At 52.1% G+C, this 20,606-nt stretch carries 18 protein-coding genes; 9 read left to right on the top strand and 9 right to left on the bottom strand.

Annotated features, from left to right (window positions below; translation table 11 throughout):
• Positions 1 to 45 precede the first annotated feature (45 nt).
• A complete protein-coding gene (edd, locus tag ACJJIV_RS15810) occupies positions 46 to 1,863 on the bottom strand; it encodes a phosphogluconate dehydratase (RefSeq protein WP_444889589.1) in 1,818 nt (605 codons plus the stop codon).
• An 810-nt stretch (positions 1,864 to 2,673) separates the two neighbouring features.
• On the opposite strand from edd, the gene ACJJIV_RS15805 reads away from it, so the two are divergent.
• Complete coding sequence (locus tag ACJJIV_RS15805; protein WP_444891721.1) at positions 2,674 to 3,747, top strand: LacI family DNA-binding transcriptional regulator; 1,074 nt, start codon at positions 2,674 to 2,676, stop codon at positions 3,745 to 3,747.
• A gap of 16 nt (positions 3,748 to 3,763) precedes the next feature.
• Here the strand turns inward: ACJJIV_RS15805 and nagA are convergent, their stop codons facing one another.
• On the bottom strand, positions 3,764 to 4,891 hold the full coding sequence (gene nagA / locus ACJJIV_RS15800) for an N-acetylglucosamine-6-phosphate deacetylase (RefSeq protein ID WP_444889588.1): 1,128 nt from the start codon (positions 4,889 to 4,891) through the stop codon (positions 3,764 to 3,766).
• 51 nt (positions 4,892 to 4,942) lie between these two features.
• Positions 4,943 to 5,941, bottom strand: coding sequence for a glucosamine-6-phosphate deaminase NagB-II (gene nagB-II / locus ACJJIV_RS15795; protein WP_444889587.1), 999 nt, complete (start codon positions 5,939 to 5,941; stop codon positions 4,943 to 4,945).
• 308 nt (positions 5,942 to 6,249) lie between these two features.
• On the opposite strand from nagB-II, the gene ACJJIV_RS15790 reads away from it, so the two are divergent.
• Together ACJJIV_RS15790 and ACJJIV_RS15785 are read left to right on the top strand one after the other, a co-directional pair.
• Positions 6,250 to 7,116, top strand: coding sequence for a DUF6279 family lipoprotein (locus ACJJIV_RS15790; RefSeq protein WP_444889586.1), 867 nt, complete (start codon positions 6,250 to 6,252; stop codon positions 7,114 to 7,116).
• Between the two features lie 143 nt (positions 7,117 to 7,259).
• Positions 7,260 to 8,546: an aspartate aminotransferase type Ic gene (locus tag ACJJIV_RS15785; protein WP_252083064.1), complete on the top strand. Its 1,287-nt coding sequence runs from the start codon at positions 7,260 to 7,262 to the stop codon at positions 8,544 to 8,546.
• A 59-nt stretch (positions 8,547 to 8,605) separates the two neighbouring features.
• On the opposite strand, the gene olsF is transcribed toward ACJJIV_RS15785, so the two are convergent.
• The 3 genes from olsF to ACJJIV_RS15770 all read right to left on the bottom strand — a co-directional run bounded on the left by olsF (position 8,606) and on the right by ACJJIV_RS15770 (position 11,729).
• Positions 8,606 to 10,291 (bottom strand): bifunctional ornithine lipid synthase OlsF, encoded by a 1,686-nt coding sequence (olsF, locus tag ACJJIV_RS15780; RefSeq protein ID WP_252083065.1) that lies wholly within the window; start codon positions 10,289 to 10,291, stop codon positions 8,606 to 8,608.
• A complete protein-coding gene (locus ACJJIV_RS15775; RefSeq protein WP_252083066.1) occupies positions 10,288 to 11,079 on the bottom strand; it encodes a UDP-2,3-diacylglucosamine diphosphatase in 792 nt (263 codons plus the stop codon). Before ACJJIV_RS15775 ends, olsF begins: the two co-directional genes overlap by 4 nt.
• A gap of 317 nt (positions 11,080 to 11,396) precedes the next feature.
• Complete coding sequence (locus ACJJIV_RS15770) at positions 11,397 to 11,729, bottom strand: DUF1820 family protein (RefSeq protein WP_211214910.1); 333 nt, start codon at positions 11,727 to 11,729, stop codon at positions 11,397 to 11,399.
• 181 nt (positions 11,730 to 11,910) lie between these two features.
• Here ACJJIV_RS15770 and miaB point away from each other — a divergent pair, with 181 nt between their 5' ends.
• From miaB to ACJJIV_RS15740, 6 genes are all read left to right on the top strand, one after another.
• Entirely contained in the window at positions 11,911 to 13,278 is a 1,368-nt protein-coding gene (gene miaB / locus ACJJIV_RS15765) for a tRNA (N6-isopentenyl adenosine(37)-C2)-methylthiotransferase MiaB (RefSeq protein WP_444883981.1), read from the top strand.
• Positions 13,279 to 13,492: 214 nt separating this feature from the next.
• Positions 13,493 to 14,521, top strand: a complete 1,029-nt coding sequence (locus ACJJIV_RS15760; RefSeq protein WP_252083068.1) for a PhoH family protein — start codon at positions 13,493 to 13,495, stop codon at positions 14,519 to 14,521.
• Positions 14,522 to 14,538: 17 nt separating this feature from the next.
• Positions 14,539 to 15,009 (top strand): rRNA maturation RNase YbeY, encoded by a 471-nt coding sequence (ybeY, locus tag ACJJIV_RS15755; protein ID WP_444889585.1) that lies wholly within the window; start codon positions 14,539 to 14,541, stop codon positions 15,007 to 15,009.
• A gap of 65 nt (positions 15,010 to 15,074) precedes the next feature.
• A complete protein-coding gene (locus ACJJIV_RS15750; protein ID WP_435583622.1) occupies positions 15,075 to 15,968 on the top strand; it encodes a CorC family transporter in 894 nt (297 codons plus the stop codon).
• Between the two features lie 81 nt (positions 15,969 to 16,049).
• The gene (gene lnt / locus ACJJIV_RS15745; protein ID WP_444889584.1) at positions 16,050 to 17,615 is read left to right on the top strand and encodes an apolipoprotein N-acyltransferase; all 1,566 of its coding nucleotides are present in this window, start codon (positions 16,050 to 16,052) and stop codon (positions 17,613 to 17,615) included.
• Positions 17,616 to 17,729: 114 nt separating this feature from the next.
• Positions 17,730 to 18,647, top strand: coding sequence for a TIGR01777 family oxidoreductase (locus tag ACJJIV_RS15740; RefSeq protein WP_444889583.1), 918 nt, complete (start codon positions 17,730 to 17,732; stop codon positions 18,645 to 18,647).
• Positions 18,648 to 18,686: 39 nt separating this feature from the next.
• Here the strand turns inward: ACJJIV_RS15740 and ACJJIV_RS15735 are convergent, their stop codons facing one another.
• The 3 genes from ACJJIV_RS15735 to ACJJIV_RS15725 all read right to left on the bottom strand — a co-directional run bounded on the left by ACJJIV_RS15735 (position 18,687) and on the right by ACJJIV_RS15725 (position 20,495).
• A complete protein-coding gene (locus ACJJIV_RS15735) occupies positions 18,687 to 19,100 on the bottom strand; it encodes a hypothetical protein (RefSeq protein WP_252083072.1) in 414 nt (137 codons plus the stop codon).
• Between the two features lie 163 nt (positions 19,101 to 19,263).
• Positions 19,264 to 20,049 carry a YdcF family protein gene (locus ACJJIV_RS15730; protein ID WP_444883976.1) on the bottom strand — a complete coding sequence of 262 codons (786 nt, stop codon included), beginning with the start codon at positions 20,047 to 20,049 and terminating at the stop codon, positions 19,264 to 19,266.
• Positions 20,046 to 20,495, bottom strand: a complete 450-nt coding sequence (locus ACJJIV_RS15725; RefSeq protein WP_252083074.1) for a zinc ribbon-containing protein — start codon at positions 20,493 to 20,495, stop codon at positions 20,046 to 20,048. The genes ACJJIV_RS15730 and ACJJIV_RS15725 overlap by 4 nt, the downstream gene beginning before the upstream one ends.
• Between the last annotated feature and the right edge of the window lie 111 nt (positions 20,496 to 20,606).

The following is a 20,606-nucleotide window of genomic DNA, read 5'->3' as shown; positions in this document are numbered from 1 at the left end:
TCTGAAATCGTTTTCTACTGCGCCGTTTCTTTTGAGCGACACATATTAATAAAGGATACTGGCACCACTCTCGGCACCACTGGCGATAGCGCGCATATTGGCAAAAAGTTCCCGGCCCATACCGCGGGCGCTATCAGATAAATCGCACTGAGCGAGTTCGCGCGCATGTAATTCCGTTTCATCCACCAAGACCCGCAACATGCCAGCTTCGGCATCTAGCTCCACTATGTCACCATCGCGCACCTTGGCAATGGGGCCGCCTTCGACGGCCTCAGGAGACATATGAATAGCCGCCGGCACCTTGCCGGAAGCACCGGACATACGCCCATCGGTGACCAGGGCCACTTTGAAGCCTCGATCTTGCAGTACACCCAGGGTTGGAGTCAGCTTATGCAGTTCAGGCATACCGTTTGCTTGTGGTCCCTGAAAACGCACTACCGCAACAAAATCCCGTTCCAGCTCGCCAGCTTTGAAACGCTCCAGCAATTCATCCTGGTTATGCAGCACAATCGCCGGCGCTTTCACCTTGAGATGCTCTGGTTTAATCGCAGAAACTTTGATCACACTACGGCCGAGGTTGCCCTCCAGTAGCTGCAAGCCGCCGTGATGGGAGAAAGGATCGCTAACAGGGCGAATCACTGTAGTGTCGCCGCTCTCTTTCGCCGTTGGCCGCCAAACTACACCATCACCAGACTCGTTGAGGAAGGGGTCTTGGCAATAGGACTCAAGACCACTATCACCCAGCACCGTGCATACATCACCATGTAACAGACCAGCCTCAAGCAACTCACTCATCAGGAATTGCATACCGCCAGCTGCCGCAAAGTGATTGATATCGGCTGTACCGTTCGGGTAGACATGGCACAACAGAGGCACCACTTCAGAGAGGTCGGCCATATCCTGCCAGGTGATTTGGATACCGGCAGCTCGCGCCATCGCTATTAAATGCAGCGTATGGTTGGTAGAACCACCTGTGGCGAGCAGTCCCACAATACCGTTAACAAATGTTTTTTCAGTGAGGATTTTCGCGATGGGTGTGTGTTGGCTGGGCTCAGTAATTTTTGCTAACTGCGCCACCGCCGCTTCATTAAGTGCATCGCGCAGGCCAGTGCCAGGATTGACAAATGAACTGCCTGGCAACTGCAGGCCCATAATTTCCACCAACATCTGGTTGCTGTTAGCGGTGCCGTAAAAAGTACAGGTGCCAGCACTGTGGTAAGAAGCGCTCTCCGCCTCCAACAATTCGGCACGACCAACCTTGCCCTCGGCATAGAGCTGGCGAACTCGTACTTTTTCCGCATTAGAAAGCCCAGTGGGCATTGGGCCCGCCGGTACAAAAATTGAGGGTAGATGTCCAAAAGCGAGGGCACCGATTACCAGTCCCGGCACTATCTTGTCGCAGATGCCGAGGAACATAGCGCCTTCAAAGACATCGTGGGAAAGGGCGATAGCTGTGGACATAGCAATTACATCGCGGGAAAAGAGACTCAGCTCCATACCTGGCTGCCCCTGCGTCACCCCATCGCACATCGCCGGTACTCCACCGGCTACTTGCGCAGTGGCACCGTGGCGCGCCGCCGCCTCTTTCAAGCGTGGCGGATAAAGCCCATAGGGCTGGTGCGCTGAGAGCATATCGTTATAAGCGGTAACAATCCCCAGATTGGGACCACGCCCGGAAACAATAAGCTGCTTGTCCTTTTCTGGAGAGGCTGCAATAGCATGGGCCAGGTTGCCACAGGACAGGTGCGCAGTGGCACGCCCTTCAATGTGCGCCTTCTCCACCTGAGCCAAATACTGAGCGCGGGTTGCCTCACTACGCTGAATAATTCGCTCGGTAACTGCCTGAACCTTGCTGTGAACCATGACTCTTCCGTATTAATTCTGCTCGATGCACGCTTGAGCTGACATCGATGCCTTATTGCGGTGGCGGCACAGCCACCATTGAGTTTTCATTCCTGAAAGGGCCTTCCGGCAAGTAAAATCCCGCCGCCTGACTGGGTTGTAGTGCGGGCGAAGCCCTATCACCCGGCAGGCGATGGACAAAATGGAGAATTACATCGCCCATCCAGCAAAAAAAGTGCACTTTTTTTTCAAGAAAAACTAATAGGCTTGATCAACATCCCTACCAAACCCCAAGAAATGCACTTTCTTACCAGGCCTAATTTTTACCGGAGCCCACTAACCCCATCGGATACTAGTGGGCCAGTGAGTTCAAATCCTCCCCCCTCCAGATGGAGTAAAAAGCTCACAAACCTCAAATGGCACTAGCAAATAAGGTCCTGCAAGCTTAATGAAGCGTATTATGTAGTAAAACTACAAAAAAGATCAAGAGCCAACCTATAGCCGACATAAGAACCAAGCCATTAGCCTGGGAAGGTCAAGTGAAGCGATGCGAAATCCTCCAATAAAGAGAATTAAACGCCACAATAGCAAGATATACGGGAAATAAATTTTTGGTACCAAAAGGTAATAATGTAAGAAAATTACAAAAAGATGTCAGATCAGTATATTTTGCTCATGCCCACTACCGCCATTAACCGGGATTTCTAGCTGCTGCCAAACTGTCAGTACCGAGTGATCCTTTTTACTTCGGATGGTCCGAACAAAGAAGATGAGATGAGCTTGAGCCTAGAGGCCTCCCCAGGGCAGGTTTTGCAAGAGGAATCGGTGCCGATGAAAGTCACCATTAACGACGTTGCCGCACGTGCAGGCGTATCAATTAAGACAGTTTCTCGGGTCATAAACAATGAACCCTCTGTGCGCCCCAGCACCCGCGAGCGGGTCATGCAGGCGGTACAAGCCCTAAACTACCGTCCCAACCTGGCCGCGCGCAATCTGGCAGGTACCCATTCCTATTCCATTGCCTTTATTTACGACAACCCCAATGCCTACTATGTGATCGACATGCAAAACGGCATCCTCGAAGCCTGCCGCGAACGGGGCTACGAACTGCTTATCCATCCTGGCAGTGGCCGAAGAGAAACCATCCATGAAGAGTTGCGCAAACTAATAGAGCAAAGCCGGGTTGCCGGACTGGTACTCACTCCCCCTTTCTCCGAGACCCGGGAAGTTATCGATACTTTGAAGTCACTGGATGTGGAGTTTGTACGGATAATTTCCTCTGAAGGTTGCGGCCAGGGAGAGGAAAACTGCATTGCAATTGATGACGAAACCGCCGCTTTCACAATTACCCAACATTTATTGCAGCTGGGGCACAGACAAATTGCCTACCTTGGCGGTGGCGCCGAACACTTATCCACCCTCAGCCGACTAGCGGGTTACAAAAAGGCCCTGCAAAAAGCTGGCTTACCTTTTACTGAAGAGCAGGTCATAGAGGGCGAATATTCCTTTGACTCCGGCGTAGCCGGGGCGACCGCCTTATTACACTCAGTCACCCCTCCCACGGCCATCTTTGCCGGTAATGATGAAATGGCTGCAGGAGCACTTTTTGCCGCGCGCATGTTAAACATTGAGGTGCCACAACAACTTTCTATCGCTGGCTTCGAAGACAGCCCCTTTTCACGCCAGACCTGGCCGAAGCTCACCACCGCCCACCAACCGAACGAAGATATTGCCCGTCGCGCTACAGAACTATTATTGGAGCGTATTCAATGCCGTGGAGGACAGGAAAAAGAACAACTAAACAGCGTAAAGTCAGATAGCAATTACCGCAGCTTTACGCCGAGTCTAATCGTGCGAGAATCCAGTGGTCCGGTAGTTGAGAAAGCCTACAACCCTCAAACTTGATTGATAGGCAAGCACACTACTCACCATAAACCTGACGCCCACCGATCCAGGTTTTTTGCACATTAAAATTACGGTCGAGCAAAATAAAATTCGCTTTGGTTCCAGGAACAATCCTTCCACCCTGCGAACCCAGAAACTGGCAAGGATAGAGGCTTGCCATTCGCAAGGATTCACAGATATCCAAGCCACACCAGTCGCTGATATTACGCACTGCCCCCATCATATCCAGATGCGAACCGGCCAACTCTCCGGTACTTGAAGTGAGCTTATCCCCCTCTCTAGTTACCACCCGATCAAATAACGGAAAGCTCAGCGCATCACTTCCCACCAAGGACATGGCATCAGTCACAAGAAGCAGCTTTCCATGCGGCTTAACCTTGAGCGCCAGAGTAATAGCCTCGGCACTGACATGATGACCATCAGCAATAATTCCGCACCAAGCTTCGTCGCTAACAAGAGCGGATCCCACCATACCCGGCTCGCGAGAATGCAACGGCGACATGGCATTGTACAAATGTGTAAAACCCACTGCACCAGCCTGCAATGCCGAACGCACGGTTTCCCCATCGGCATTAGAATGCCCCAAACACACCCGCACCCCCATAGAAGACAATCGACTGATATCCTCCATGGGCACTGTTTCCGGCGCCAGGGTAACAACCTTGATACCCAGATCCTCTCGCGCATAAATTTGCCACTCCTCATCGCCAAGAGGACGAATAAATGACTGCTCATGAGTCCCCTTTTTCGGCACGCTAAGATGTGGTCCTTCAAAGTGGATACCGATCACACCGGATACTTGCTGATGCAGCGCAGCACTAACCGCATTCGCAGCTTCCTGCATAATATCGAGACGGTCGGTAATCAGCGTGGGGAGAAAAGCTGTAGTGCCGAACCGGGCATGAGCCTCGCCCATTGTACGCAACCCTGCAACATTGGGCTCTTGGTTAAACAGTACACCACCACCACCATTCACCTGCACATCCACCAACCCCGGCGCCAATAGGCCCTGTAAATATGTCGCTGAGGACTGCGGGGATTTTCCAACGGAGGCAATGCGACCATCATCGTCGATAATCAGTGACACGTCCTCCAAGATCCGTTCACCATCAAAAAGCTTCTCTGCGACCAGGGCGAAAGCCACAACCTCTCCTTAACACTGAATATTATTTACACCGAAATTTCTGGCAGATTATTACACGGTCTGAGTGACCTTTTTTAGGCCTGCCGGCTCATCAGGATTAATACCGCGGTTTACTGCAACATGGGCAACATCGATATAAAAGCGCTGCAGCAAAGCAAGGGGGGCGATGCGGGGATGTACTCCTTTACTCGGCACATGCAGATTGATCAGGCTTGCCCCTCTTTGCACTATGTCATCAATTTGCTCACTATGCGCCTTGAATGACTCATCCTCAATAGGGACATTTACAACGGTCAGCTTGTCTTCAACGAGAGTAACCGGCCCATGCAAAAATTCTGCACTGGAAAAAGACTCCGCATGGATATTGCACACTTCTTTTAATTTCAGCGCCAGCTCGCGGGTTATGGCATAACCGGGACCGCGTCCGAGCACCACCAGATTCTGCACCGAAGCCAGATCCTCAGGTCTCAATTGTATCTCTGCGCGAACAGCAGCTTCTAAAGTTTCAGGTAGTTTTTCCAAGGCCAGGCGCAACGTCTTGTCACCACTCCAGCAAGCCACCAACTGCAAAATTGCCGAAAGCGTGGCCAGGTAACTTTTGGTTGCTGCCACCGCTTTTTCCGGCCCAGCCTTCAAGGGAATCAGTAAATCGACAATATCCTTGATTGGCGCCTGCTCATCATTCACCAAGGCTACTGTATAGGCGCCGCACTCCCTGGCCATCTTCGCCTGAGCCAGAATATCCGGACTGCGCCCCGACTGAGAGATCACCAGCACCAATGCCCCTTCCAATTTCAATCGGCGTCCATACACACTGGAAACTGAAGGCGCCGCAGCAAAGGTGGGCGTTCCTGTTTCTATTTCGATCAGATACTTGGCAAAAACACCAGCATGGTCAGAAGAACCCCGCCCAACAATCATGACAAAGCGTGGAGCTTGAGCTTGCAAACGCTCCCCCAGGCGCTCCATCACTTTCGCATTCGTTTGTAGCTGTTCAGCAACTCTTGCCGGAGCCTCACGGGCTTCGGCCTCCATGATCGTCGTAGTCATTCCATCATTCACTCAGGCTACCCCTCCCCCCGAAACCGGACTCCCGGCAAACTTTTTGGAGGAATCCAACTATCAGTTTATGTGCAGGTAGCACATAAAGAGCGGCTGTTTTAATGGCTGGGGAGGTCATTGTCACTTCTTTTATCAAACCATTTTCAACTCATTCCCGATAAGCGTGAAAAGCTTCCCAAAGCAGGCCTAAACGAGAGAAACAGGAGATTTCACGCCACAAGACGCTTATACCCTAATCATCTATGCTTTCTAATAATTCCCCGATATCAATCGGGCAATGCCTACAGGAAAAATCGATGACAAAAGCGGGTGGCACGCCAATACACCATTTCTGGCGAGTTATAACGCTCCTAATCCTATTACTATTTATTAACAGTTGCTCCAGCATCCAATTTGCCTACAACAATGTGGATTACTGGATTCGCTGGAAAGCCCAAAAATATGTAGAACTGGACCGCACCCAAAAAGGTGAGCTGCAGGGCGCCCTTAACAGCTTTTTTCGCTGGCACCGACAGACCCAACTCCCTCGCTACGCCAACTTTTTGAACAACCTAGCAAAAAGGGTCGATGAAGGAGCACTGGAAAATCCCAACTTGCAACCTATCGATAAGCAGGTCCATCAGTTTTTAGCAGCCGCCAGTGAAAATGCTTACAACCTGATGCTGCCTTTGGCAGCGCAGTTGAGTGAACAACAAATTAATGAACTACAAGGCAATATGTGGAGAAAAGAACAAAAGAGATTGGAAAAATGGCAACGCTCTCCGGAAAAAGTACAACATAAGCGCGACAAAATTATCCGGAGAGAAAGCATTCGCTGGCTCGGCGCCCTTACCGAAGAGCAAAAAAAAATGATTACCGCCTGGGTATCCAAAATGGAGTACAATCCTCTACAGCGCATCGAGCAACGAAGACTCTGGCAATCCAAAACCTTCGAATTATTGCGTAACAAACCGGAGGGATACCTGGAAAAAATCCGCAGCCTGCTGCTCAACCCAGAACAACTCTGGTCTCAAGAATATCGTCAGAATCAGGAACAGCGCCAACAGCAGGCGCAAGAACTGGCCAAAAAAATATTAACCAGTACCAGCCTTGAACAACGCCGACATCTCAGTAAAACACTAAGAGAATACGCGCAGGACTTTCACTCCCTCGCCAACCAATAAAAATACCGAAGAAAAAAGATAAAGCGCACTTATAAGCCAGTGCACCCTAAAAAGTAACCTTCAAAAATCGTAACATGGGGCTGACTAAGCCCAGCTCATACTGCTAAGCTCGCCAACTCTAATGACCAGCCAGGGGACTTCACGTGCAAATCGAATCCGCCAGTTTTGACCAGTTAGCCGAGTGGGAAAAAGAGCTGAGTTCCCACTATGAGCGCATCCGTCAACACGAGCTAAATCTGGATATCACCCGTGGCAAACCCTCCACAGAACAGTTGAATTTATCCGACAAGCTCGACGGTATCCTGTGTAACGATTACCGCGCCGCAGGAGGCACTGACACCCGCAATTACGGCGGTTTAATCGGGCTCACTAGTGCCCGTGAACTTGGTGCGGATATGCTTCAAGTACCCACAGAAGAGGTTATCGCCGCAGGCAACAGCTCCCTAACCCTGATGTATCACGCAGTGCTAACCGGCTACCTGTTCGGCTTTGCCGGCAATACCCCCTGGCGAGAATTGAAAGCCCCCAAATTCCTCTGCCCTGTGCCCGGATATGATCGGCACTTCAGTATTTGTGCACAACTGGGGATCGGTATGGTCAGCATCCCCATGAATGATCAAGGACCTAATATGGACCTTGTAGAAAAGTATATTCGTGAGGACAATGAAATTATCGGTATCTGGTGCGTGCCCAAGTACTCCAATCCCAGTGGTATCACTTACAGTGATGAAACCGTAGAGCGCCTGGCTCAGCTCGGCCAAATCGCCAATCCAGGCTTTCGAATATTCTGGGATAACGCCTATGCTGTACACGACCTTGGACACTATGTCAGTCTCGCCAGCATTCGTGCTGCCACTCTGGAAAATGACACTGTGGACTCAGTGCTTCAATTTGCCTCCACCTCTAAAGTCTCCCATGCCGGAGCCGGTGTCGCATTTGTCAGTGCCAGTAGTGCCAACCTGCAATCCTTGCAGCAACAGATGCAGACCATGACTATTGGCCCAGATAAAGTGAATCAGCTGCGCCACTCACGCTTCTTTACCGAATTCACCACCCTGAAGGAACACATGCGCAAGCATGCCAATATCCTTAAGCCCAAATTTGACTGTGTGCTGGAACACCTGCACAACGGTCTGGCTGAAATGGATCTGGGCCAATGGGAAAAACCTCAAGGAGGGTATTTTGTCTCCTTCAATACCCGCAAAGGCTGTGCCAAGGCCGTAGTCAAGTTGGCAGCAGAGGCCGGTGTAAAACTCACCCCTGCAGGTGCCACCTTCCCCTATGGTAAAGATCCTGAGGACAGCAATATCCGCATAGCACCGAGCTTCCCCCCCCTGGAAGAACTCGACACCGCCATGTCGGTGTTTGTACTGTGCGTGAAACTAGCCAGTGTGCGCCAGAAGCTGGAGCAACAGCGAAAGGCAGGATAACCTTCTGAAATGGTTTGGCAGAGAATCAAAAGGGCGGCATTAAAAACTGCCTTTTTGATTCAAGCAGCGTTTTCGCTTGAGAGATAGCGTCGTGCGAACTTCTCATCGGCTAAATCTAAATCGACCACCACGAGCCCATCAACGGAATCACAAAAGTCTGGATCAACATTGAAGGCGTGAAAACTAGTGCCACCCGGCTTGGTTAATGCAGCATACTTTTTGAAAAGTGGCGGTAAAACCACCCCCTCTTCACGCAACACCAGTTTTAACTGGCGCATATCCGCAATTGAATCCCCAGAGAGATCTGGCAGAGGTGCACCGGCTTGCAGGAAAGGCAGACGCGCATCGCCCAGTGGGTTTTGCGGAGCAAAATAATGGGAAAAATATCTTACAATTGCCGACTTTGCCCGCACCGAAAATGTTCCCGGCATAGAAACAGGGCCAAATAAATAGCGCACTTTATTGCGCAAGACCCACTGGCCGATAGCACTCCATAGCAAATCCAGCCCTTTGCCCCTCCAGTATTCAGGCAGTAAGAAACTGCGACCAAGTTCTGCCGAACCCGGCAGGCAATATCGCGGTGGGGATGGATAATTGAACAGGGTGCTGCTGTAGATTTCATTCTCTGCCAAGCTCTCGGTGCCCGCTATACGGTAGGCGCCCACTATCTGCTGGCAATGATGGTCCCACAGTAGCAAGTGGTCATAGTGCGCATCAAATGCATCCCAATCCCGACTCTGCCCTGTTCCCTCACCCACTGCCCGGAAAGCCACTTCACGCGTACGCGCCAGCTCACGCATAACTGGGCAATCCGGCCGCTGTCGATAGAGTCGCACGGAGAAATTCCCCTGGGAGGTCAAAGCTTCACAGTTCTCGATTATTTTTTTCACCTCCCCCCTAGACTCAGCAGCGGCAATAAGTTCCGGCCCCAGAGGCGCGGGAGAACGATGCAATTTATAGACATGTTTGCGCCAGAGAGCCGCCTGGGCACGAGGAGTTAGCGGCCAACTGCGGAAGTGCTCTGCTTCCAGGGGGCGGCCAATACGGATATCAATACCACGGCTAGCCTGCTTAAACATTTCTCTAATAAGCCAAAGGGTTGAAAGTGGTTTATTCAGCATCGACAGACCGTAGAACCACCAGGAATTTCTGCCGAGTACTTGCACAGGTAAGATCGGTGCATTGGCCTTCTCAGCAAAGCGGACAAACCCAGGGTTCCAGCGCCCATCGCGCACCCCCTGGGGGCTTAGGCGTGAAACCTCACCGGCGGGAAAAATAATTACAGCCCCACCCTGGCCGAGATAATCATAAATCCCTTGCACATCGGCACGGCGGGTACGTCCGTTAAAGTTATCTACCGGCAAAAAATATGGACGCAATGGGTGAATATTCCATAAAAGATGACTGGCAATTGCACGCACATCCTTGCGCACTCTGGCAACCATATCGATTAATGCCAGGCCATCCAGGCTGCCCAGGGGGTGATTAGCCACAATAATCAAGGGCCCAGTCACTGGCACCCGCTCCAATTCCGAGGGATTTAACTCATAGCGGAAATTGAGGTCACTAAATAACTGGCGAATAAAATCCAACCCTCCCAAGTGAGGGTAACGCCGCCCAAATTCTACAATCTGTTCCTCACAACAAATTTTTTTAAGGGTAGCGGAGACCAATTTTCGTGTGGGCTTTTGCGGCGCTGCGCTGTACCAGGCATTTTTTTGTAACAGTGTTTCAAGCTGAATCATGCGGCCACCACCTCTGTCATTATGCTGGCTATTTTTGGGGCCCGGTACCAATGGAGCAGTTCCAGGCTGCCATCTTGCTGTTCTACCACGGCACTCATCGAGTCGACCCAATCACCGCAGTTTGCGTAAGTAACCGTACGTCCACCTCTGTTCTTATTGCGCAGCGCCGGGCGATGAATATGCCCACAGATAATTCCATCCATCCCCTTAGCCTGAGCCTCACCCACGGCGACATTTTCGAAATCGGTCATCATTTGCCTGGCTGCACTCACACGGTTCTTTACTTGGCTGGCCAGAGACCACCAGGGCTTGTTGAAACGACTACGCCAATAATTAATCCAGCGGTTAAATCGAAGCATAAGGTAGTAACTGCGATCCCCAATGTGGTAACTGAGCGGATTAATTTTGATATTATGTTCAAATTGATCGCCGTGGGTTACCCAGTAGCGTTTACCGCTGGCAGCTGTGTGAATCCAATCACGCTCGATACGAATATTACCCAGACGTTTACCCGCCCAGCTGCGCATGGGGGCGTCGTGATTTCCGGGAATATAAATAACCTCCGGAGTAAGACTGCTTAACTCCGAAAGCATCCCTAACAACATGGAGGATGCCTGACACCAGGTGCCCTTCCCTTTAGAGAGGGCATACATATCGAAAATATCCCCTACCAGGTACACCTTATCGGCACGATTCTGTGCCAAGAAATCCGCCAACCGATGAGGCTCACTGTCTCTACTGCCCAAATGGACATCAGATATCCACAGCGCATGGTAGCGATTGCCCATAGCAAGGCTCCAACCTTTGACCAGTAATCAACTCGCGTAAAGACTGATAACCTGCCTGCCGAGCGCCAACCTATGCCATGCAGTGGAATTTATCGGTCAATAGTTTGCAAGCCGCGAACAGGCGAACGCTTATTGGATATCGATCAAATACCATTAAGGCCAATGATCGCCTGCGCAGTCACTTTGCAGCGATTTGATGACAGTCCAGAGGACCTTTATTGAAGCTTATATTGCAGTGAAACCCGCTAGACTGCGAGGGCTTTAGGCGCCCGAATCAGCCTGGCCCAAGGCCAGCTGATTCGGTAAAGAGGAGAGGGTTATTCGGTGTCTTGGGGATGACGAATGGGCGGCGCAAAGGGAAACTTTGCAACTTTATCGCCTTTAACTTCGACAATTTTGCCTGTCCCCTCTTTTTCCACCTCATCGATACGCACAATACTGTGCATCGGGATATAGGAACGGGTTACCGAGGCAAACTCGGTTTTTAGCTTTTCTTCACTGGGGTCCACTACCAGCTGGGCCTTCTCCCCGAAAACAAACTCCTCGACTTCAATAAAGCCGTACATATCGCTCTGATAAATCGCCCGGGCATAGAGTTCATACACCTGGCTCTGGTTGTGGAAAATCACTTTATATATCGGGTTGGCCATAAGTCTCTCAGGATGGGGAATACCCCGAAGCTCGAAGTTGTTCAGAAAGCGGGCAAAGCCCGAAAAAGCGCGCAAGAATAGCACAGGTTCTCAACCGCTAATATAGCCATCTATGCAGTGCCGGGTCCTGTCGCTATAATGCCCCACTCGTTTAATTGACCAGTTTTTAATCAGGCACGATATGTCCGATACACCGGCGAAAAAGCTATACATCAAAACCCACGGCTGCCAAATGAATGAGTACGATTCCGCCAGGATGCGCGATCTACTCGGCGAGTCTCACGCTATGGTACCCACCGACGATCCCGAAGAGGCGGACGTTCTCCTGGTCAATACCTGTTCCATTCGCGAGAAAGCTCAGGAAAAACTGTTCCACCAGCTGGGTCGCTGGAGACGCCTCAAGGAAAAAAATCCCGAGCTGGTTATCGGCGTCGGAGGCTGTGTAGCCAGCCAGGAGGGCGAGGCTATCGCCAAGCGCGCGCCCTATGTAGATCTGATCTTCGGCCCGCAAACTCTGCACCGCCTTCCAGAAATGATGGAAACCAAAGAGCAGAAGAATGGCGTGGTCGTTGTAGATATCAGCTTCCCGGAGATCGAGAAGTTCGACCGATTGCCACAACCTGAAGCCGACGGAGCCACGGCTTTTGTCTCCATTATGGAAGGTTGCTCCAAGTACTGCACATTCTGTGTAGTGCCCTACACTCGCGGCGAGGAAGTAAGCCGTCCAGTCGCCGATGTACTGGAAGAAGTTGCACACTTAGCAGAGCAGGGTGTAAGGGAAGTGAACCTACTTGGCCAGAACGTCAATGCTTACCGCGCCGCCGGGGTAGACGGACAGGAAGTGGACTTCGCCGAGCTGATCACCTATGTAGCGGCAATTGATGGCATCGACCGCATCCGCTACACCACATCGCATCCGGTAGAGTTCTCCGACGCTTTGATCGACGTCTATGCACAGGTGCCTGAACTGGTCAGCCACCTGCATCTACCAGTGCAAAGTGGCTCCGACCGTATTTTAATGGCCATGAAACGTGGACACACCGCGCTGGAATACAAGTCCAAGATTCGCCGCCTGAAGAAAATACGCCCGGACATCTGCCTTTCTTCGGACTTTATCGTGGGCTTCCCCGGTGAAACCGACAGAGATTTCGAAGCTACCATGAACCTGATTCAGGAAGTGGGCTTTGATATATCTTTCAGCTTTATTTATTCCCCGCGCCCAGGTACTCCGGCAGCGGATCTCCCCGACGACACCCCGGAAGACGTCAAAAAAGAGCGCCTGCAGCTTTTGCAAAACCGTATCAACCAGCAGGCCCAGGCAATTGCCCGGCACATGGTAGGTAATACTGAGCGGGTTTTGGTGACCGGAGTTTCCAAGAAGGATCCAGGCCAGCTGCAAGGACGCACTGAGAATAACCGGGTGGTTAATTTCCGCGCCGATGACCTGGCCCTGATCGGTAAATTTGCCGATGTGCTGATTGAGGAAGCCCTGCCTAACTCCCTACGCGGTACTTTACTCACCTCGGAACTGGAAGAGGACTTATTCTGATCTGAGGCCTTGTGGCCCCCCTACCCTCCTGGCAAGGCGTGCTTTAAAACCACCCCTTGCCACCCAAATTTCCTAATAACACCTCTGAAATTACAAGCTGTAATTAAAATCGGGTAAAGTTAGAACCTATTGGTAGCACCCAAAGCTTTCCTATCTGGGGAAAATGGGTATACCCTAGCTATGAACCCTCTAGATTAAGGTGCCGGAAACCAGTTTGGAAACGCAAACCCTCGCTCAAAGTATTACCCTCGAGCCCAACGATGCTCGCCGTCTCGCCAACCTCTGCGGTCAGTTCGACCAACATCTGCGCCAAATAGAACAGCGACTGGATATTGAGATCCGCAACCGCGGCAATCAGTTCGCCGTTTACGGTGAAGCTAAAAAAGCCAAGGCTGCCTGTGAATTACTTAGCTTCCTGTACAAGGAGACTGACTCCCGGGATCAACTGACCCCCGATGAGATTCACTTAGCCCTGCAACAAGCCGGTGTAGAGGAGCTTCTCCACAAGGGAGAGAAGGGCGAATCCACTGAAGCAGACCAGGTGGTATTGATTCGTACTAAGAAATGCTCTGTGCGTCCCCGAGGTTTGAATCAGCGCAAGTATGTGCATGCGGTTCAGAGTAACGATATCAATTTCGGTATTGGCCCAGCGGGTACTGGCAAGACCTACCTCGCAGTAGCCTGTGCGGTCGAGGCCCTGCTCAAAGACCAAGTGGAGCGCATCTTACTAGTCCGCCCGGCGGTAGAAGCAGGCGAAAAGCTCGGCTTCCTCCCCGGTGACCTGAGTCAGAAGGTAGACCCCTACCTACGACCGCTGTACGACGCACTCTATGAAATGCTCGGTTTTGAAACAGTGGGCAAACTCATTGAGCGCAATGTGATCGAGGTAGCCCCCCTGGCCTATATGCGTGGGCGCACCCTCAACAATGCCTTTGTCATTCTCGATGAAAGCCAAAACACCACCCGCGAGCAGATGAAAATGTTCCTGACCCGGATCGGTTTCGGCTCCACTGCAGTGATTACCGGAGACCCGAGCCAGGTGGACCTGCCACGAGGGCAGGCCTCAGGGCTGCGTCACGCGGTGGAAGTCCTGGGCAAGGTCAACGGCATCAGTTTCACCCATTTCGGCGCTAAGGATGTTGTCCGCCACCCTCTCGTACAACGTATTGTCGAAGCCTACGATATCCACGAGGCTGAGCGGGATGCCAGTGTCAGCAACAAAGCCGACGAGAATGCCGCCTGAGGTTCCTCCACAGAGTTATGATTGATTTAACCCTTGATGTGCAGCGGGCTAGCCGCTGCACAAACCTACCCTCCGATGAAAAGATCCGCACCTGGGTCATTAACGCTCTGTCCGGCCGAAAAGATGAGGCCGAACTGGCAGTTCGAATCGTCGACGAAGAGGAGAGCCAAGCGCTCAACGCGCAATATCGCGGCAAAGATAAGCCGACCAATGTCCTGTCCTTCCAAGCAGACTTTCCCGCAGAGCTGAACCTCCCACTATTAGGAGACTTGGTAATTTGTGCTCCCGTTGTGGAGAAGGAAGCGAAGCAACAGAACAAAACGACTGAGGCGCACTGGGCACATATGCTAGTCCATGGCACACTGCACCTTCTGGGTTATGACCATATCAAAGACAGCGATGCGGAAATCATGGAAAGGCTAGAGACTGGCCTAATGACCCATCTCGGCTTTGCGGACCCCTACACCCCTCTCGATGAGGCGGGATAACGAGGGTTGAAATGAATCTACCCACTAACGATTACTGATTGAAATAGACGAGAGATATTCGGAGCATGGCCACTTCCATGACCACTGACGAGCCCCCAAGTAGTCACTCTTCCAGCAAAGCCAGGTCGAGTGAAAAGAACTGGCTGGAAAGATTGTTTGGTGCATTTTCTGCCGAACCCAAGTCCCGCGATGAACTATTGGACATCATCAAAGACGCCGCTGAAAATCAGCTGGTTGACGCCGAGGCCCTGTCCATCATCGAGGGCGCCCTGGACGTATCCAACCAGCAGGTTCGGGAGATAATGATCCCTCGCTCGCAGATGGTGGTTGTAGGGCTACAGGACAAGCCGGAAACGTTTCTCCCCAAGATTATCGAGTCAGGCCATTCACGCTTTCCTGTCGTCGGCGAGAGTATCGACGATATCCGCGGAATACTGCTAGCCAAAGACCTGCTCCCCCTGCTCCTCAAGGGCGTCGGCGAATTTCAACTCGAAGATATTATTCGCCCAGCCAATATCATCCCTGAAAGTAAGCGCCTCAACATTCTCCTGCGAGAGTTCCGTGAAAACCGCTACCACATGGCCATCGTTATCGACGAATATGGCGGCGTTTCCGGCGTAGTGACCATTGAGGACATCCTCGAAGAAATTGTCGGTGAGATCGAAGACGAAACCGATGAGGAAGAGGCAGATAGCTTTATCCGCCGGGTGGGAGAAAATGACTACATAGTCAAGGCTCTCACGCCGATCGAAGAGTTCAATGAATTTTTTAAATCCGAATTCAGCGATGAAGAATTCGACACAGTTGGTGGTCTGATTATGCAGTCTTTCGGCCACTTGCCCGGTCGCGATGAGGTCACCCGCTTGGGAGACTTCCTCTTCCGGGTGCTCTACGCGGACAGCCGGCAAATTCACCTGCTGCGCGTGGCCCATATGCGTAAACCACCCGATGAAGATTGAGTTAAGCCCCCTCTGGGGCTCTAGCCAAGATTTTCTCGGGTAGGATGCAGCCGCAACGGCGGCTACCGATTAAGCGAGTCTATGCGAAGATTACTTTTACCTGCCGCTGGTGCAGCTGCCGGCGGGCTAATGACGCTCTCCCTGGCCCCTTTCAACTATTGGTTGTGCGGCCTACTTTCTCTGGCGCTTTTTGCCGGGCTATTCCTGTTTGCCTCTCGCGGCAAGCCGCTGCGTGGGCGCACCAGCTTCTGGCTAGCCTTCTGTTATGGGCTAGGCCTTTACGCCACTGGTGGCTCTTGGGTCTATGTCTCAATTACCAATTTTGGCAATTCTTCGCCGCCGCTGGGATTCGCACTCACCGCCAGCTTCGTCGCGCTGATGGCGGCGCTGCTTGCAGCACCGTTCTATTTCCTCGGTCGCTTTACCGCCAACAAATTTAGCTTCGCCCTCGCCTTTGCCGCACTCTGGTTTATCAGTGAGTGGTTCCGCAGCTGGATGTTCACTGGCTTTCCCTGGCTGTTCGCCGGCTATGCCCACTTGGAGACCTGGTTATCTGGCTGGGCTCCGGTGGTGAGTGTCTACGGAATTGGACTTTTTCTGGCCCTCTCCGGTGCGGTCATCGCACTGGCTGCCAGTGGCCGCTTGTCCCCCCTCAAGCGACCGGCCCATATTGTACTAATTGGTGCAGCAATCGTACCCTGGCCCCTCGGTGCTGCCCTCGCCAATATTCAGTGGACTCAGGCAGAGGGAGGCATCATAACCGTTGGACTGGTACAGGCTAATATTCCCCAGGAGAAAAAGTGGCTGCCGGAGTTTCGCGGCGAGACTATTAGCCGCTATCAGGAGGGTACCCGCACCCTGAGCGAGCGTGATGTCGACGTTATAATCTGGCCTGAAGCAGCGCTACCCATGCTTTACGGCCAGGCCCCAAACCTAATGCAGGCTCTGCAACGCAATGCAGAGAAAACCGGCATTGATCTTATCAGCGGAATTCTCTACGACACCCACAGCCCTGTGGATAACTCTCGCAAAGTCCACAACTCCGCAGCGGTCTTTGGCCGCAGCCCCAGTGTTTACCATAAGCGTCACCTGGTACCTTTTGGTGAGTATGTCCCACTGGAGGAGCTGATTCGAGGCACTATTGAATTCTTCAATTTACCCACCTCCTTTATTCGCTCCGGACCCGACCAACAGGGGCCACTGAATGCTGCAGGAGCACGTTGGGCTCCACTAATCTGCTATGAAATTGTCTACCCTCGCCTAGTGGCGGATAGCGCTCTCACCTCCCAGGTACTCCTGACCATCAGTAATGATGCCTGGTTCGGTGAATCCATAGGGCCGTTACAACATATGCAAATGGCGCAAATGCGCGCACTGGAAACCGGTCGCTATTTAGTCCGCGGCACCAATACCGGTGTAACCGCGATTGTCGATCCCCGCGGGCTTATCATTGAGCAGCTGCCACAATTTGAGCAAGCCAATATGAGCGGTGACATACGTGCGATGCACGGCTCAACACCATTTATGCTTGCCGGAATTTTCTCAGTATTTGCCCTGGCACTACCAATGTTGGCGTTGGCTGTAATCCTCAATCGCAAGCGAAAGAACAGCGCTACCAAGCCGATGACCGGGGGAGTGACCGAATAGTAATGACCTGCCACTGATCACTCTAAAGTGTGCCGCCGAGACACCCCGCATGTACAGATGACTGCTATGCTGCATGCAATTTACCTGTGAAATTATGGCGGGGATGGGCAGTCTATGCATTGCTTAATCAGTGGTGGCACCGGTTTGATCGGTAGACTCTTTTGCCAACGCTGGCTCGCTCGTGGTGACACACTTACAGTGCTTAGTCGCCATCCGGATAAGATACACCAACTCTGCGGAGAGTCTGTCAATGCCGCCAGCGCTCCTGAAGAGGTTCAAGAGCCGGTAGACGTTGTTGTCAATCTGGCAGGGGAACCCATTTCCTCTCGCTGGACCGAGAAACGCCGTGCCGAAATTCGCAACTCACGCCTGAATACCACCGAACGGCTAGTACGCTGGACACTCGCCCAAAGAGAACGCCCCAATTACTTTCTCTCAGGATCTGCTATTGGATACTACGGAGACCGTGGCGGCGAACTGCTCAAGGAGGACAGCCCTGCTGGCGGAGGGTTTTCCGCACAACTGTGCCGTGACTGGGAAGCGGCCACACTGCCACTACAAAGGGCCGGGATGTGCGTCGGAATCATACGCACGGCTATTGTGCTCTCCAACCGAGGGGGAGCACTTCCCAAAATGCTACCCGCATTTCGCCTGGGACTTGGTGGACCAATGGGTTCTGGCGAACACTGGATGAGCTGGATTCACGAAGACGACGAAGTCGGGTTGATACTTCACGCTATTGACCAACACCTATGCATCCCTTTTAACGCCAGTGCTCCAGAAGCAGTTACCAATAACAGCTTCAGCCGCTTATTGGCAAAACAGCTACACCGCCCCTGCTTTTTCCGCTCTCCAGCCTGGCTGCTGAAAACCCTGTTCGGGGAGATGGCAGAAGAGCTACTCCTTGCCAGCGAAAGAGTGGAGCCCCGAGCCGCCTTAAACAGCGGCTACAGTTTCCAGTTTCCTACCCTGGAACAAGCACTAGCGGACCTGCTAGCTAAAGACAATGCTAGCAATAAGGTAAGTGTCTGATTCCTGGGCACTTTTATTGGCTGGATCAGGCTATGCTGCTTAAGCCGCAACTACGCTACTCTCCAGGGCCTGCATTAAATAACGCCGACTGGATTCACTGGTGACTAAATCCCCGTGACTACCCATAGGGGCTGAGCCAACCCAGTGCGCGTGCCAGCGATACCACTGGGACTCCTCTGCATTTACCCGCAGCTCGATGAATTCCACTTCTGCAGGATCTAAACCGAACTCACGGACAATTTGCCCCGCAAATGTCTCAAAATTTTTATTCAAATGGGCCCCGCTCTCAGCACCGCCACATAGGAAAAATAGAATTCGGCCATCCTGGTCCACACGCTTGAAGCCGATCCAAACAGCCCGGTTGAGTCGGTTGTGCAATTGGATGGGAGTGAAGGAAACCGGGATGCCCTTCATCATAAGGTTATCTCGTTTATTGTTATGGTTGTTATCCACAGTCGCTACTCCAATGTAAGTAGTAATTAGCGGGTGAGATCTGTGGCGCCAGTCGTCCATTTACCTAGTACAACCAGCTTTCAAAAAACAGATGCAATCCCTCGCCGACGCCTATTCCCTCATGCCTGATAAGTATCTGAGAGCACCGCATCACAAAAGTTCCTCAGCACTTTTTGGCCTGTGGCAGTGGTCGATATTGATACCAGGCTTGTGCCAATAGTTCCCGCCAATAGGCCTGAGTCCGCAGTAGCGCCTCAGCACTGGGAACCCAATTTAAGACCCCACCCTTTTCCCTTGACTCTAACTCAGAAGCACTGCCCACTGATAAAGGCTGTACCTTTAGGCCTGCGCGGGTAAAAACTGCCGCAGCCCTGGGCATGTGCCACCAGTGAGTGGCGAGCACAATAGTTCCCACACCTGAATTGCGCAATATCTCCGCGCTATTTACCGCATTCTCTGCGGTAGTTCGACTGCAAGCTTCGCGCCAACTCACCGGGCGGGACATCTCATCCAACATTTTCGCCATCAACTCTGCCTCAGAGACATGCTCATCCGGTGAAACACGGCCGCCGGACACCAGGATTGGCATATCCCTTGGGACATGCTTTGCTGCCCAGATCACCCTCTCCAAACTGGACGCAGATAGGTACTCATAGCCTTGCTGATTATCCCGGTAAACACCGCCTCCGAGGATCACCACAGCCCTGGGAGCAGCCTCTGTATCAGGTAAATCTGCTACAACGCCCAAGCGCTTACCGATCCAGCTTGAAAAAGCCGGCGTAGCACTAAGCCAGAGCAGACAAAATGAGAGGATCGCCAATGGCAGGGACAATTTCTCCAGCAAAGAGCCTTCAGGAAAAAAGCGTATCAAGAATGCCGCCAGCAGCCCCAGCATTGGCGCCAGTGGTGGCATCAACAAATTGACCGCTATTTTATACAGCTCAATCAATACTCAAGGCCGCCTTCTATTTGCCTGAAGCAACCATAGCCACAGCGGTGACAGGGTGTAATTTGACTATTCTCCGGCGGCTGAGCGAGATAACCACACCCCAGACATTGCAGTTCCTCGTCGGCCCCCACTATCTCACCCGCAAGGGCCCAGGGTTTGCCTTCACGGATACAACGCATAAGATTGGGCCAAGCCGTTTCCGTAGGGTCCGCCGCGTTCAGCAACCAGTCACCCCCGCGCTCTTCCAGAGTAATCAGCTCCCCTCCCAGACCGCGCATATAATCCCCGGCTCGATGCAGATCATCTTTTAACCAGGCGCGAAGAAAAGCGACCTTATTTGCGGTCAAGTCCTCAACTGCCAGCTCTCCCTCAATCAAATCCTCCAGGTCTTCACGAAACTCATCGGCCAGATCGTCCTTCGGCGGTAACTTCGGTTCCTTCGTCACGGTATCCCTCCTATAATCTCGCGTTTACGCATCCTAAAAGATGCTCTGGGGGCCGTCCTTGATCGCAATCAATCCTTTTGCTTGTCGATCCAGAGCTGCTTCCACTAAAAC

The sequence above is a fragment of the Microbulbifer mixtoriginis (SeqCode) genome, from assembly GCF_052466765.1.
This window is presented reverse-complemented; position numbering and strand designations above follow the sequence as displayed.

Coding starts and splice junctions, on each gene's coding strand:
- edd (WP_444889589.1), bottom strand. CDS start 1,863: ATGGTTCACAGCAAGGTTCAGGCAGTTACCGAGCGAATTATTCAGCGT.
- ACJJIV_RS15805 (WP_444891721.1), top strand. CDS start 2,674: ATGAAAGTCACCATTAACGACGTTGCCGCACGTGCAGGCGTATCAATT.
- nagB-II (WP_444889587.1), bottom strand. CDS start 5,941: ATGACTACGACGATCATGGAGGCCGAAGCCCGTGAGGCTCCGGCAAGA.
- ACJJIV_RS15790 (WP_444889586.1), top strand. CDS start 6,250: ATGACAAAAGCGGGTGGCACGCCAATACACCATTTCTGGCGAGTTATA.
- olsF (WP_252083065.1), bottom strand. CDS start 10,291: ATGATTCAGCTTGAAACACTGTTACAAAAAAATGCCTGGTACAGCGCA.
- ACJJIV_RS15775 (WP_252083066.1), bottom strand. CDS start 11,079: ATGGGCAATCGCTACCATGCGCTGTGGATATCTGATGTCCATTTGGGC.
- ACJJIV_RS15770 (WP_211214910.1), bottom strand. CDS start 11,729: ATGGCCAACCCGATATATAAAGTGATTTTCCACAACCAGAGCCAGGTG.
- miaB (WP_444883981.1), top strand. CDS start 11,911: ATGTCCGATACACCGGCGAAAAAGCTATACATCAAAACCCACGGCTGC.
- ybeY (WP_444889585.1), top strand. CDS start 14,539: ATGATTGATTTAACCCTTGATGTGCAGCGGGCTAGCCGCTGCACAAAC.
- ACJJIV_RS15750 (WP_435583622.1), top strand. CDS start 15,075: ATGGCCACTTCCATGACCACTGACGAGCCCCCAAGTAGTCACTCTTCC.
- lnt (WP_444889584.1), top strand. CDS start 16,050: ATGCGAAGATTACTTTTACCTGCCGCTGGTGCAGCTGCCGGCGGGCTA.
- ACJJIV_RS15740 (WP_444889583.1), top strand. CDS start 17,730: ATGCATTGCTTAATCAGTGGTGGCACCGGTTTGATCGGTAGACTCTTT.